The sequence below is a fragment of the Arthrobacter crystallopoietes genome (assembly GCF_002849715.1).
Lineage (GTDB): Bacteria > Actinomycetota > Actinomycetes > Actinomycetales > Micrococcaceae > Crystallibacter > Crystallibacter crystallopoietes.
The window spans coordinates 1,316,489-1,329,826 of the sequence record NZ_CP018863.1; the positions used below are offsets into that span (position 1 = coordinate 1,316,489).

The following is a 13,338-nucleotide window of genomic DNA, read 5'->3' on the forward strand; positions in this document are numbered from 1 at the left end:
GGCACAACAGTACTGGTCGGCCTTGGTTAACAAAACGTTGGCTATCGATAACCTCCGCTTAACCTTAGGCACCCCGTCCGGCCACCCGGGCTCCCTACGGTGGCTTCAATGAGCACCACCGATCCCCAAGAAGTTCTGGTTGTGATCCCTGCCCGCGGCGGTTCAAAAGGGATTCCGTTCAAGAACCTGAAGCCAGTTTCCGGCCGTTCCCTCGTGACCCGCGCCGTGGAAGCCGCCCGCAACACACCCCTGGTCACCGACGTCGTCGTCAGCACGGACTCGGCCGACATCCGGTTCGAGGCCGAGCGGTTCGGCGCCCGCGTTGTTGAACGCCCCGCCGAACTCTCCGGCGACACCGCCACCAGCGAATCCGCCGTCCTGCACGCCCTGGACGCCCTCGATCAGGAGTTCGGCACCCGGCCGGTCGTCACCGTGCTGCTGCAGTGCACCTCCCCCTTCATCGATCCCGCGGACCTCAACGAAGCGGTCCGCAAGGTTCTCGACGGCGAGGCGGACGTGGCGTTTTCGGTCGCCGAGAACCACAACTTCCTCTGGACCAAGAACGACGACGGCGCCGTCACCGCCGTGGGCCACAGCGCGGACTTCCGTCCCCGCCGGCAGGACCGCGAACCGCAGTACCGCGAGACCGGCGCGTTCTACGCCATGCTCACCGGAGGCTTCACCGAGCGCAAACACCGCTTCTTCGGCCGGCTGGACCTGCAGGTAGTGCCCGAAGAGCACGCCATCGAGATCGACTCGCTCGAAGACCTGGCGCTCGTCCAGGCGATGGCCGCCCCCGCCGAAACCACCGCCGTCGACGTCGACGCTTTGGTGATGGATTTCGACGGCGTCCACACCGACGACCACGCCTTCGTCAACTCCGAAGGCGAAGAGTTCGTCCGCGTCAGCCGCGGCGACGGCATGGGCATTGCCCGCCTGCGCAGGGCCGGAGTGCCCCAACTGATCCTCTCCACCGAGACAAACCAGGTGGTGACCGCCCGGGCCAACAAGCTCGGCGTCGACGTCGTCCAGGACGTCAAAGACAAGGCCGAAGCAGTCTCCGAATGGATGGCTGTGCGCGGACTTGATCCGGAACGCGTTGCCTTTGTCGGCAACGACGTCAACGACCTGCCCGCCATGGGCAGGGTCGGTTGGCCCGTGGCCGTGGCGGATGCCCGGTCAGAGGTCAAGGCGGCAGCGCGCATCGTGCTGTCGCACAACGGGGGTGAAGGGGCGGTCCGCGAAATCTGCGAACTCGTCCTCGCCGCCCACACGGCCGCCGCCACCGGTAGCCGGAACGCAATTGCAGAAATGACAGAAAGAGCCTCCTGATGACTACCGAAACAACTCTCCCCACCGGCGCTCCGGCACCCGTCGCTATCGGTGACGTTCAGGTCGGCGCAGGCCAGCCCGTCTACGTGATCGGCGAAATCGGCATCAACCACAACGGCGACATCGAGATCGCCAAGCAGCTGATCGACGTCGCTGCCGCCGCCGGTGCCAACGCCGTGAAGTTCCAGAAGCGCACCCCGGAAATCTCCACCCCGGCCGATATGCGCGACAAGATGCGTTCCACCCCGTGGGGCGAAATGACCTACCTGGACTACCGCTACCGCGTCGAGTTCGACATGCCCATCTACCAGAAGCTGATCCAGCACGCCGCCGACAAGGGCCTGCACTGCTTCGCTTCGCCGTGGGATGTTCCCTCCGTGGCCTTCATGGAAGAGGCCGGCGCGCTGACCCACAAGGTTGCCTCCGCTTCGGTCACCGACCTCGAGCTGCTCACCGCCCTGCGCGAAACCGGCAAGCCGATCATCCTCTCCACCGGCATGTCCACCATCGAGCAGATCGACAAGGCCGTGGAAACCCTCGGGACCGATAACCTGATCCTGATGCACGCCACCTCCACCTACCCGCTGCCGCCCGAAGAGGCCAACCTGCGCATGATCACCACGCTGCAGGAGCGCTACCAGGTGCCGGTGGGCTACTCGGGCCACGAGCGCGGCCTGCAGATCTCCCTGGCCGCCGTCGCCCTCGGCGCGGTCACCGTGGAACGCCACATCACCCTGGACCGCACCATGTGGGGCTCGGATCAGGCATCCTCGCTGGAGCCGAAGGGCCTCGAAGCGCTGGTCCGCGACATCCGCATCCTCGAAGATGCCATGGGCGACGGCGTCAAGAAGGTCTTCCCGGGCGAGCTGGCCCCTCTGTCCCGCCTGCGCCGAGTGGATGCATAAGTACCTATGAACAAGCCATTACTGAGTGTCATCGTTCCTGCGAAAGATCAGGCCCCTTTCATCCGCGATTCGATGACCAGCCTGATGCGCCAGTTCGATGACCCCTCGGTAATGGAGATCATCGTCATCGACGATGGTTCCACCGACGGGACCGGGGAGCTGGCAGCAGCCTTCACCAGCCAGCTCCCCGGCCTGAAGATCCTCCGGAACGAGACCGCCCACGGGGTGGCCACCGCCCGGAACCATGGCCTGGACGAGGCCACCGGCCGCTACATCACCTTCCTGGATCCGGATGACTGGTACGCCCCCGGCCACCTGGCCAAGATCACCGCGGAGATCGAGCAGCTCGGCGTGGACTTCCTCCGCGTGGACCACATCCGCCACACCAACGGGATCCGCACTATCCACAAGGCCCCGCAGGCCCGCCGCGGCGTCCGGCTGAACCCCCGCGACGATATTGCCCCGTACAACCTCTCCACGATGGTCGACTACTGCTTCCCGCCGTTCGGGATTTTCGACGGCGGACTCAAGGACGCGGGCATGCTCCACTTCCTCGACGGCCGGCACACCGCCGAAGACCGCCCCTGGGTCTGGCGGCTGCACCTGAAGGCTCAGTCCTATGCAATAAGCACCCAGCTGGGCGCCTTCTACCGCCGCGGCGTGTCCAGTTCGTTGACCCAGGTCTTCGACCGCCGGCAGCTGGACTTCATTCCGTGCTTCCAGGAGGTCTTCCGCCTGGTCGCCGAAGACCAGGAGCCGGAGCGCTTCTGGCCCAAGGCTGCCCGCCAGTTCCTGGCCATCGCCTGCCACCAGCTCAAACGCGCCGAACAGATGGACAAGCACTATCTGGGCGAGCTGCACGCCGGCATCCGGGCTACGCTGGACACCTTGCCGGAACATGTGTCCGAGGAGAGCTTGGCGCTGCTCGACCACAAGCGCCGCCAGCTGATCAAACCTGCACTTCGGAGCGCCGCATGAAAGAGCTTTTTGTCGTCTCAACGCTGTACCAGTGCATCTCGCTGGCAGCGGCCATCGATAGCGGCCGCATCCCGGAGCGCGGCGCCGAACGTATCCTCGTCCTGACCAACAGCGCCCTGATACCGGAAGCTTCCGTGCCGTTCCACGAGTCCGCCGGTTTTGCCGAAGCGGCCTCCCGCTTCGACCGGACCGTGGATCTGAGCGAGCTGCTCTGGCCCCGCCGGCCCGGCCAGTTCAACCCCCGCGGCGAGGAACTCGATATCTGGGAGCGCCTGCTGCGCGGGAAATGGGAGCTCGACGACGGCCCGCTGCACCTTTATGTCGAGTCCATCCAGGTCAATCCCGCCGTCGCGCTGTGCCGTGTTTTTGCCAGCGCCACGATTTCCGTCCACTCCGACGGCCTGATGAGCTACGGCCCCACCCGGAACCGGCTGCCGCGGGACCTGGCCCAGCGCCTGGACTCGCTGCTGTACGTCGATCTGGTGCCCGGCCTGGTCCCCCAGCTGCTGCGCGAGCACAACCCGCAGCTGGTTCCGATCGACGCCGCCGCCCTGCGCCGCGGGATGGAAGAACTCGCCGCCGCCCTGCCCGAGGAAACCGAGGGGCCGGCCGCACTGGCAGGAACCCCGGAAGCCGGCACGCACGACGGCGAACCAGCCGCTGGCGGCACGGCGCTGATCCTGGGCCAGTACCTCTCCGAGCTCGGCATCCTCTCCACCGAGGAGGAAATCGAGCTGCACCGGGACATGCTGCAGAAGGCAACGGACAGGGGCATCCGGCACTGCATTTTCAAACCCCACCCGAGCGCAGGCCCCGGCGCGGTGACCTCGATCCAAGCCGCCGCCGTCGAACTTGGCCTGGACCTGAAAGTCATGACCTCCACCAGCCCGGCCGAAGTGGTCATGCAACGGCTGCGGCCCGAGCTCGTGGTCAGCTGCTTCTCCACCGCCTTGATGACGGCCAAGTACCTGTTCAAGATCGACGCCGCAGCCGTGGGCACCGAGATCCTGCTGGAGCGGCTCACCCCGTACCAGAACAGCAACCGCATCCCCGTGACGATCATCGACGCGCTCCTCGAGCAGGGCTACACGGCGCCGGCCGAGGAGGCCCCGGGCGAGAGTGCTGCGCCGCTGCAGCAGCTGGTGGAAGCCGTGTCCTACTGCATGCAGGCCGAGACCCTGGAAGTCGCCCGTGACAGCGCCGTTGCCTTCCTGCACCAGGCCCAGCACACGTCCGACATGCGCTACTTCAAGCGTCGCCGATTGACCAAGCTGGACCTGCCCGGCGCCCTGCCCGGACGCCAAGTCCTGCTGCCGCTGGGCCGGGTCCGCCGCGTGGGACGGCGGGCCGCCAAGCGCGTCCTGACCGTACTGGGCAAATGACGCAGGCCATGCTTCCCTCGCAGCAAGTGGCCCGGCCGCGCTTTGGCCGGGCTGCGGTCTGGGCAGAGTCCCCGCTACAGCTGCTCAGTGCAGTCGAAGCCCACGGCGCCGGGCTGCTGGGCCGCGAAACGACCATCCATCCCCGCGGGGACGCTATCGGCATGAACGCCACCCTGTCCTCCCTGATGGAACAGGTTCCGGCCGGCGTGCATTTCGCCGCGCCGACCTCCACCATCCCGCCGCTGCGGGAGCCGGGCCTGGACCGCTGGGTGATCGGCGACGCCTACTCGGGCAAAGTGCAGACCGAACTGCTGCGCGGCGCCGGCGGCAAGGAGGTTGTCATTCTCGACGACGGCCTCGCCACCCTGAAGCTGCTGGCGACGTTGGTGCGGGACCGGCCGACTCCGTTGATCCGGCCGCGTGCCGCAGCCCGGGCCTCGCGGAAGGCCCTGGGCCTGGCAAGCTGGTGGGCACTCCGCCGGCTAGTCGGCCAGGGCAGGCTGCTCGTCTTCACCGCGTTGCCCGTCCCCGCGGCGCTGGACACAAAGTTCCGGGCTCTGGGCGGACACCTGGAGCGGCACAAGTTTGAGTGGCTCGGCACCCAGCCTGTCATCGAGACGATCTACGAACCCACGGTAGTGGTCGGCTCCGCGATGCCGGCGGACGGACTGATCCGGGCCGAGCCCTACATGGACTGGGTCCGGTCCCTGACCGAAGACGGCCCCGTGGGCTACTTCCCGCATCGCCGGGAAACTCCCGAGGTGCTGGACGCCCTCGCCGAACACCCGCTGATAACGGTGAACGAGCACACCATCCCGGTGGAAATGCGCCTGCGCGGACTGCGCTCCAACCAGACCGTGCGCGCCCTGCCATCCACGGTGCTCGCATCGCTGCGGCTCATCCTGGCTCCCAACTCGGTCCCGCTCAAGGGCCAGCCGGTGCCGGCCGACTGGTGGATGCCGGGCACCACGCAGGAACTGCGCCGACACCTGAGCAGCTCCCTCGATGACGGTTTGGGTGCGGCATGAGCGGCATCCAGCGCGGTGCCAAGAGCAGCAACCTGCCCGACGGCATGGCCTACACCGCACCCGGCGCCGTACCCGGGCAGCTACGCGGGGCCCGGCACAAGATCGTGGCCGTGGCGGACAGCGATTCCTACCTGAAATTTGCCTGCGCCACGCTCGATGCCCTCGGCCCGGAATGGGACCGCGAGGTCCTGCTGGTCCGCTCGCCCATCGCCCCGACACGGGAGCAAACCACCGCGGCGGTGGCCGGCACCTTCTGCGCCGGAATGACGACGCCGGTGATTCCCGCCTCAGGCTTGCGCACCGCCTTGGCAGGTGCCGACGTCGTACTTGCTGCTGCCACCGGCCCCGTGGCCGAAGAGGTCTACCTGCACGCCAGCCGGCTCACGCCCCGGCCGGCTCTGGTGTCCGGCCTGCCCGGCGTGGCCTTCCCCGCCACCGAGAAGGCGCTGCAGTTCCGCTCGCTGGGCGATGCGTTCATCACGCACAGCCATGCCGAATGCCGCGCCTTCAGCGACCTGGTTGATCATCTGGGCCTCGAACAGCGCGTCCTCGTGTCCCGGCTCCCCTTCCTGAAATCGCCCGCGCGGCCGGAGCCGGTGGACGCACCGCTGACCCAGGTGGTCTTCGCCCCGCAGGCAAAAGTCCCTGTTCTAAAGGACGAGCGCATCGCCATCCTGCAGTCGCTGGCGGCCTTGTCGCGCCGCAGCGGCTACCGCGTGCGGGTGAAACTGCGCGCCTGGGCCGGCGAACCACAGACGCATCTCGAGCAGTACCCGTTCGATACGTTGTGGGGCGAACTGGTCGCCTCCCGCGCTGTCGCCGGCCACGAACTGGAATTCTGCACCGGCTCCATGGCCGAGCAGCTGGTGCCCGGCACCGCCATGGTCACAGTCAGCTCCACGGCCGCCCTGGAAGCGATCGACGCCGGCCTGCCGGTGCTGATCCTGTCCGATTTCGGCGTCAACGAAGACATGCTGAACCGGGTGTTCGTCGGCTCCGGGCTGCTGGGCACGCTGTCCGATCTGAAGGCCGGACACTTCTTCCACCCGGAGGCCACCTGGCTGCGGGACAACTACTTCCACTCCCAGACCGTTCCGCTGGCGGATCTGCTGGCAACCTACGCCGGGCGGGCCCGCACGGGGAAACTGACCGTGGACGCGGGCCGGCTCGCAGCCGCCAAAAAACGTCGCTGGCGGCTGCGGATCCGCACCGCTCTGCCCATGCCGGCGCTCAAGCTGATCCGCAAACTGCGCAATGTCCAGTCGGAACAGGCTGTGGGAAACTCGGCCCACGCTTCCGGCCAGCAGCCCGCCTGAGACCGGCAAACTCCCGCCGGTGCAGCCGAAGCCGCCCCGGCGGGAGTTCCTCCGAAATTAAGCAGAGACCGGGAAGCGCTCCCAGACCCGGTGCTTCGCGAGCAGTTCGGCAATGCCTTCCAGCACCGCCGGACCATCCCCAATAACGACGCCGGGTGCTTCCTCGGGGATGCCGGCTGCGGCAAGGGCGTGGGCAACGTGGTTCCAGCCGCCGATCACCTTGGCATGGCGGTACGCCTCGGCCAGCATCATGCTGACCCGCGGATCCACTGCCGAATGGCCGGTCGGGTCGCCCGCCTTCGCATCCCGTCCGGCGGCTGCATCCGCACCGGGCGCCGCCGAGCCGGCCACGAGAATAGCGTCGAACTCCACCGAGCGTGCCGTCAGGTAGGTCCGCTGCACGGTCAGTCCACCGGACAGCTTGCCGCCCTTGGGTGCAATGATCAGCGGAACCATGCCGCTGGCGTGGATGGCTTCCCGCGCAGTCGCCACGGCGTCCTGGTCGCTGTTGTCGTCGGCGATGATGCCCACCACCCTGCCGGCAAGCGGCCAGGACTTGCCCAGCTGGGACAGCGCGGGGCTCGGCTGCACGTCGTCTTCCCGCGTGCTGGTAGGCGCGGGCGCCGGCAGTCCCAGGCCCTCGGCCACCTTGGCGCAGAGTTCGCCGTCGATATTTGCCAGTGCCTGCAACTGCCGGATCCGGACGTTCTCCTCGTAGCACTTGCCGAGCTCAAAGGTGTACGCCTGGGCCACGTGCTCCTGCTCCACCGGCGTCAGGGACCTGAAGAACAGCCGCGCCTGGCTGAAGTGGTCATCGAAGGACGCCGGGGATTCACGCAGTTTCATCGACGCCGGGAGTTCCTGCGGCACCTCGATGTAGGCGCTCATGTCCTCGCCGGCCAGGAAGGGACAGCCGCCGTCGAGCGAATTCGGCCGGTAGGGGGCCACTCCCCCGTGCACCGCGCTCTGGTGCATGCCGTCGCGGAACATGTCATTCACCGGAGCATGCGGGCGGTTGATCGGGATCTGCGCGAAGTTCGGCCCGCCAAGCCGGCTGAGCTGCGTGTCCAGGTAGGAGAACAGCCTCGCCTGCAGCAACGGGTCATTGGTGACGTCGATGCCGGGCACCAGGTGGCCCGGGTGGAAGGCGACCTGCTCGGTTTCGGCGAAGAAGTTGGTGGGATTGGCGTTCAGGGTCAGTGTGCCGATGGTCTGCACCGGGGCCAGCTCCTCGGGCACAATCTTGGTCGGATCCAGCAGATCGATGCCCTCGAACATCTCGTCCGGGGTGTCCGGGAAGGTCTGGATGCCCAGCTCCCACTCCGGGAAGGCGCCCGCCTCGATGGCATCGGCCAGGTCGCGCCGGTGGAAGTCCGGGTCCGCACCATTGATCAGCTGCGCTTCTTCCCACACCAGCGAGTGGATGCCCTGCTTCGGCTTCCAGTGGAACTTCACCAGAGTGGTCTCGCCGGCCGCGTTCTGCAGCCGGAAGGTGTGGATGCCGAAGCCTTCCATGGTCCGGAAGGAACGCGGGATGCCCCGGTCCGACATTTGCCACATCACGTGCGCCTGCGCCTCGGTGTGCAGCGAGACGAAGTCCCAGAACGTGTCGTGCGCGCTTTGGGCCTGCGGGATTTCGCGATCCGGATGCGGCTTTGCGGCGTGGACGATGTCCGGGAATTTGATACCGTCCTGGATGAAGAAGACCGGGATGTTGTTGCCCACCAGATCGAAGGTGCCCTCGTCCGTGTAGAACTTGGTGGCGAACCCGCGGGTATCCCGCACTGCGTCGGCGGAACCACGGGAACCGACAACGGTGGAGAAGCGGGTGAAGACCGGGGTTTCGACGCCGGCGGCCAGGAAGCCTGCCTTGGTCACGCCGGCGGCCGCGCCGTTGGCCACGAAGACGCCATGCGCCCCGGCACCTCGGGCGTGGACCACCCGCTCCGGAATCCGCTCGTGGTCGAAGTGCATGATCTTCTCGCGCAGGTGGTGGTCCTGCAGCAGGCTGGGACCCCGCGGTCCGGCCTTCAGCGAATGGTCCGTCTCGTACAGCCGGACACCTTGGGCCGTGGTCAGATAGGCGCCGCTCTGGCTGTTGGCACTCTTCTGCGCCCCCGTGGGCGTTCCCGTCGGCGACACCGTTTCCGGCGCATCCTGGTCCGGCTTCGGCGGCAACGGGCTCTGCGGTTCGGTCCGCTCTTCCACTGCCGGGGGCTCCACCGCGGGGGCTCCGGGAATGGGCACATCGTTGGCGCCCGTAGTGGTTTCGGGGGTGCTCTTCTCAGCCATGCTGGTACTCCAATTCGTTGAAGTTGCAGCCCTGCCGATCCAGGGCTCTTTGGCCCACCCTACTAAAAATAGTAAGCAAGCTGAATAATATGGTGGAGAAGCGGTTTTAGCCCGCACATAGTGCCGACCGGAAAGGAGCCGCAGTGACGCTTCAGCTGGAGAAACCTGCCCGCAAGCCCCGGCTGCGGCGCATCAACTGCAACGGTCCGGGGATCAGCCGCCGCCGTTACGGCAAGGGGTACAGCTACCGGGCAGCGGACGGCAGCAAGATCAAGGATCCGGAAACAGTGGAGCGGATCAACCAGCTGGCCATCCCGCCCGCCTGGCGCGACGTCTGGATCAGCCCGGTCCCCAACGGGCACATCCAGGCAACAGGGATTGACGACGCCGGCCGGCGGCAATACATCTACCATCCCCGCTGGCGGGAGCTGAAGGACCGCGAGAAGTTCGACCGCGCACTGGACTTCGGCGACGCCCTTCCCAAGGCGCGCCCCGGCATCACCCGCATCCTGCGCTCGGAAGGTCCCTCGGAGCAGCGTGCCTACGCCGCGGCCTTCCGCCTGATCGAGGATGCGGGACTGCGTATCGGCAACGAGGAGTATGCGCAGACCAACGGCTCCTTCGGCGTGACCACCATCCAGATCCGGCACTTGCGGGTCCGCGGCTCCGTTATCGAACTGGACTTTCCTGCCAAGAGCGGCCAGCAGTGGACGGGCCACATCGAGGATGCGGACCTCGCGGAGGCCCTGAAGCCCCTGCTCAAAAACCGCGGACCGGACGAGCAGGTCCTGGGGTACTTCAACGACGACGGCGAATTCACGCCCATCAGCAGCGCAGGCCTGAACGACTTCATCCGCGAACAATGCGGCGAGGACTTCACGGCCAAGGACTTCCGCACCTGGCAGGGCACCGTGGCCGCCGCCATCGCGCTGGCCGCCCACCCGCCGGAGCGCAGCAGCCCCACCGCCCGGAAGAAAGCCGTAGCCGCCGCCATGCGCGAGGTCGCCGAGCACCTGGGCAACACCGCCACGATCGCCCGCAAGTCCTACGTGGACCCGCGCGTCATCGACCGGTTCATGAACGGCGAAACGATCGACGCCAACACTTACCGCGCCGCCGAGCGCTCCCTGCGCGACCTGGTGACCTGACGAAGGAGCGAGGATGGAATTCCAGCAGATTATGGAGACCGCAGGCAAGGCGGTGGATGCCGCGGGTGTGGTGGCTATCGTGCTGGGCGCCGCGGTTTCTACGGGCCTGGCGGCGGCCGACTGGCTCCGCGGCCAGCGGCACACGGTCTATGAAACCTACCGGCGCCGGCTCGGACGCTCTATTCTGCTGGGCCTCGAACTGCTGGTGGCCGCGGACATCATCCGCACCGTAGCCGTCACCCCGACATTCCAGTCCGTCGGCGTGCTCGCCATCATCGTCCTGATCCGGACGTTCCTCAGTTTCTCCCTCGAGCTGGAGATCACGGGCCGCTGGCCATGGCAGAAACAGCCCTCCGAAGACATCGACGCCCCGGCGCAGCGGGGGGCTGACCCCCGCAAGCCCTAAGTGTTGGTACGGTGAGCACGGAAACCATAAGGAGGCTTAGGAGATGGTCCCACGCAGATCCTGCACCCGCGCACCCATGGTGGGTGCCGCCGTCGTTCTTGGAGTTTTGGCCCTGACCGGTTGCACGAGCCTGAACCCGGGCACTGAAGAGGCAACGACGACGGCGCAGGAGTTCCATTCGGCCCTTGCCGCCGGTGATGGCACAACGGCCTGCAACCTGCTGGCCCCGTCGGCCGTGGAGGAACTCGAAGACGGCGCGCCGGGCGCCTGCGCGGATGAACTGCTGCAGCTGGTCATTCCCGACGCGTCCGAGGTGACCGAGAGCAAGGCCTACGGCACGAATGCCCAGGTGCTGATGGGCCAGGACACGGTGTTCCTGACCCGCTCCGGCGACACCTGGAAAGTCACCGCGGCCGGCTGCACGCGGCAAGGCGAACGGCCGTACGACTGCGAAGTGGAGGGGAACTGACATGCGTTGGGCATTCTGGCTCTGCCTGGGCGTCATCGCCGCGGGCCTGCTGTACATGTTCGTGATCGGTGTGTTGGCCCGATGAAACACAACCCCTTCATCACCAACGGGCTGAGCATTGGCTTCGGCCTGCTCTTCCTGTTTTCGCTGGTCGGACAGGCGTTCTCAGGGCTGGCCTACTACAACGAGCAGCAAGTGTCCTCCAATCTGGACGAGATCGGGCTCCTGCAGTACGTCACGTCCTCCAGCTTTGTGGCTGATGTGGCGGAGAACTGGCAGTCGGAGTACCTGCAGTTCACGCTGCTCATTGTGCTGGCGGTCTGGCTGGTGCAGAAGGGCTCGCCGGAATCCAAGGAGATTGAAAAGCGCGGGCAGCAGTCGGACAAAGAGCAACTGGTGGGCCAGTTCGCCAAGCCCGACTCGCCCAAATGGGCCAAGGCCGGCGGCTGGCGCACGGCGGTATTCTCCAATTCACTGGGGCTGGTCATGGGTGCAATTTTCGTGGCCTCCTGGCTGGTCCAGTCGGTGGCCGGCTTCAGCGCCTACGCGGAGAACCAGCTGGCCAACCTCCAGGATCCGGGCACCTGGACGGAATATTTGGGCTCGCCAGAATTCTGGAACCGCACTCTGCAGAACTGGCAGTCCGAGTTCCTGGCGGTGTGGTCCATGGTGATCCTCTCGGTCTACCTGCGCCAGCGCGCCTCGCCGGAGTCCAAGGCCGTGGGCATGCCGCATGATAAAACCGGAGCGAGCAACTGACCCCGCGCGGCTGATCCGCCCCGCGCTGAACCCGCGCCAGCCGGGTCCGAACCGAGCCGGTCATCCACCGGCCTAAAACTCGCTGCCCGTCACAGGAATGTTACGTCGCGGCCGATGGTTGAGTAACAAAGTAGAATAGGCAAGTTGCCCGCCCTCGGCGTGGCGGCTAACAGATTTGTATTTTTTGAAGGAGAACCGTGGCAGAGAACCCCATCAGGGTCGCGATCGTTGGCGTTGGTAACTGTGCGGCCTCGCTGGTGCAGGGCGTCCAGTACTACCGGGACGCGGATCCGGATTCGACCATTCCCGGCCTGATGCATGTGCAGTTCGGCAAGTACCACGTGAACGACGTCGAGTTCGTTGCCGCGTTTGATGTGGACAGCAAGAAGGTCGGGCTGGACCTCGCGGACGCCATCGGTGCCAGCGAGAACAACACGATCAAGATCGCCGATGTCCCGGCCACGGGCGTGACGGTCCAGCGCGGCCACACCCTGGACGGCCTGGGCAAGTACTACCGCGAAACCATCGTCGAGGCCCCGGACGAGCCCGTCGACATCGTGGCGGAGCTGCGCGCGGCGAAGGTCGACGTGATGGTCTGCTACCTGCCGGTCGGTTCCGAGGCCGCGGCGAAGTTCTACGCGCAGTGCGCGATCGACGCCGGCGTGGGCTTCGTCAACGCCCTCCCCGTCTTCATCGCGGGCACCAAGGAGTGGGCGGATAAGTTCACCGAAGCCGGTGTCCCGATTGTCGGCGATGACATCAAGAGCCAGATCGGCGCGACCATCACACACCGGGTGATGGCGAAGCTGTTCGAAGACCGCGGCGTGACCCTGGATAGGACGTACCAGCTGAACGTCGGCGGCAACATGGACTTCAAGAACATGCTCGAGCGGGACCGGCTGGAGTCGAAGAAGATCTCCAAGACCCAGGCCGTGACCTCCAACGTCGAGGCCGAGCTGCACGCCGACGACGTGCACATCGGCCCGTCCGACTACGTGGCCTGGCTCGATGACCGCAAGTGGGCGTTCGTCCGCTTGGAGGGCCGCAACTTCGGCGACGCCCCGGTGTCCTTGGAGTACAAGCTGGAGGTCTGGGACTCCCCGAACTCCGCCGGCGTGATCATCGACGCCGTGCGCGCGGCGAAGATCGCCCTGGACCGTGGCGTGGGCGGCCCGATCCTCTCGGCGTCGAGCTACTTCATGAAGTCCCCGCCCGAGCAGTACAACGACGACATCGCCCGCGACAAGGTCGAAGCCTTCATCCGCGGCGACGTCGAACGTTAAGCCCCTGGTATCGGAGGGCACTTCCAGTCCCTCGCTGCCA

The 13,338-nt window shown here is 66.5% G+C and carries 12 protein-coding genes; 11 read left to right on the forward strand and 1 reads right to left on the reverse strand.

All coding sequences use genetic code 11. From position 1 onward, the window contains the following. Window positions 1-108: 108 nt before the first annotated feature. From AC20117_RS06355 to AC20117_RS06380, 6 genes are read left to right on the forward strand one after another with little or no spacing between them, the layout of a single operon-like run. Window positions 109-1,332 carry an acylneuraminate cytidylyltransferase gene (locus tag AC20117_RS06355; RefSeq protein ID WP_074700443.1) on the forward strand — a complete coding sequence of 408 codons (1,224 nt, stop codon included), beginning with the start codon at window positions 109-111 and terminating at the stop codon, window positions 1,330-1,332. Further along, window positions 1,332-2,237 (forward strand): N-acetylneuraminate synthase family protein, encoded by a 906-nt coding sequence (locus tag AC20117_RS06360; RefSeq protein ID WP_074700442.1) that lies wholly within the window; start codon window positions 1,332-1,334, stop codon window positions 2,235-2,237. Before AC20117_RS06355 ends, AC20117_RS06360 begins: the two co-directional genes overlap by 1 nt. Window positions 2,238-2,243: 6 nt before the next feature. Then, window positions 2,244-3,215: a glycosyltransferase family 2 protein gene (locus AC20117_RS06365; RefSeq protein ID WP_074700441.1), complete on the forward strand. Its 972-nt coding sequence runs from the start codon at window positions 2,244-2,246 to the stop codon at window positions 3,213-3,215. After that, the gene (locus AC20117_RS06370; RefSeq protein WP_074700440.1) at window positions 3,212-4,597 is read left to right on the forward strand and encodes a polysialyltransferase family glycosyltransferase; all 1,386 of its coding nucleotides are present in this window, start codon (window positions 3,212-3,214) and stop codon (window positions 4,595-4,597) included. The genes AC20117_RS06365 and AC20117_RS06370 overlap by 4 nt, the downstream gene beginning before the upstream one ends. After that, window positions 4,594-5,625, forward strand: a complete 1,032-nt coding sequence (locus AC20117_RS06375) for a hypothetical protein (RefSeq protein ID WP_074700439.1) — start codon at window positions 4,594-4,596, stop codon at window positions 5,623-5,625. Before AC20117_RS06370 ends, AC20117_RS06375 begins: the two co-directional genes overlap by 4 nt. Continuing rightward, entirely contained in the window at window positions 5,622-6,941 is a 1,320-nt protein-coding gene (locus AC20117_RS06380) for a DUF6716 putative glycosyltransferase (protein WP_179951893.1), read from the forward strand. Before AC20117_RS06375 ends, AC20117_RS06380 begins: the two co-directional genes overlap by 4 nt. Window positions 6,942-6,998: 57 nt before the next feature. Here the strand turns inward: AC20117_RS06380 and AC20117_RS06385 are convergent, their stop codons facing one another. Further along, window positions 6,999-9,233, reverse strand: a complete 2,235-nt coding sequence (locus AC20117_RS06385) for a catalase (protein ID WP_074700438.1) — start codon at window positions 9,231-9,233, stop codon at window positions 6,999-7,001. 143 nt (window positions 9,234-9,376) lie between these two features. On the opposite strand from AC20117_RS06385, the gene AC20117_RS06390 reads away from it, so the two are divergent. The 5 genes from AC20117_RS06390 to AC20117_RS06410 all read left to right on the forward strand — a co-directional run bounded on the left by AC20117_RS06390 (window position 9,377) and on the right by AC20117_RS06410 (window position 13,298). After that, window positions 9,377-10,381, forward strand: a complete 1,005-nt coding sequence (locus tag AC20117_RS06390; protein ID WP_211482299.1) for a DNA topoisomerase IB — start codon at window positions 9,377-9,379, stop codon at window positions 10,379-10,381. A gap of 13 nt (window positions 10,382-10,394) precedes the next feature. Beyond that, window positions 10,395-10,787 (forward strand): DUF1622 domain-containing protein, encoded by a 393-nt coding sequence (locus AC20117_RS06395; RefSeq protein ID WP_074700437.1) that lies wholly within the window; start codon window positions 10,395-10,397, stop codon window positions 10,785-10,787. A 43-nt stretch (window positions 10,788-10,830) separates the two neighbouring features. Beyond that, on the forward strand, window positions 10,831-11,256 hold the full coding sequence (locus AC20117_RS06400; protein WP_139186773.1) for a hypothetical protein: 426 nt from the start codon (window positions 10,831-10,833) through the stop codon (window positions 11,254-11,256). Between the two features lie 81 nt (window positions 11,257-11,337). Beyond that, a complete protein-coding gene (locus AC20117_RS06405) occupies window positions 11,338-12,015 on the forward strand; it encodes a DUF6766 family protein (protein WP_074700435.1) in 678 nt (225 codons plus the stop codon). A gap of 197 nt (window positions 12,016-12,212) precedes the next feature. After that, the gene (locus AC20117_RS06410; protein WP_074700434.1) at window positions 12,213-13,298 is read left to right on the forward strand and encodes an inositol-3-phosphate synthase; all 1,086 of its coding nucleotides are present in this window, start codon (window positions 12,213-12,215) and stop codon (window positions 13,296-13,298) included. Window positions 13,299-13,338: the final 40 nt, after the last annotated feature.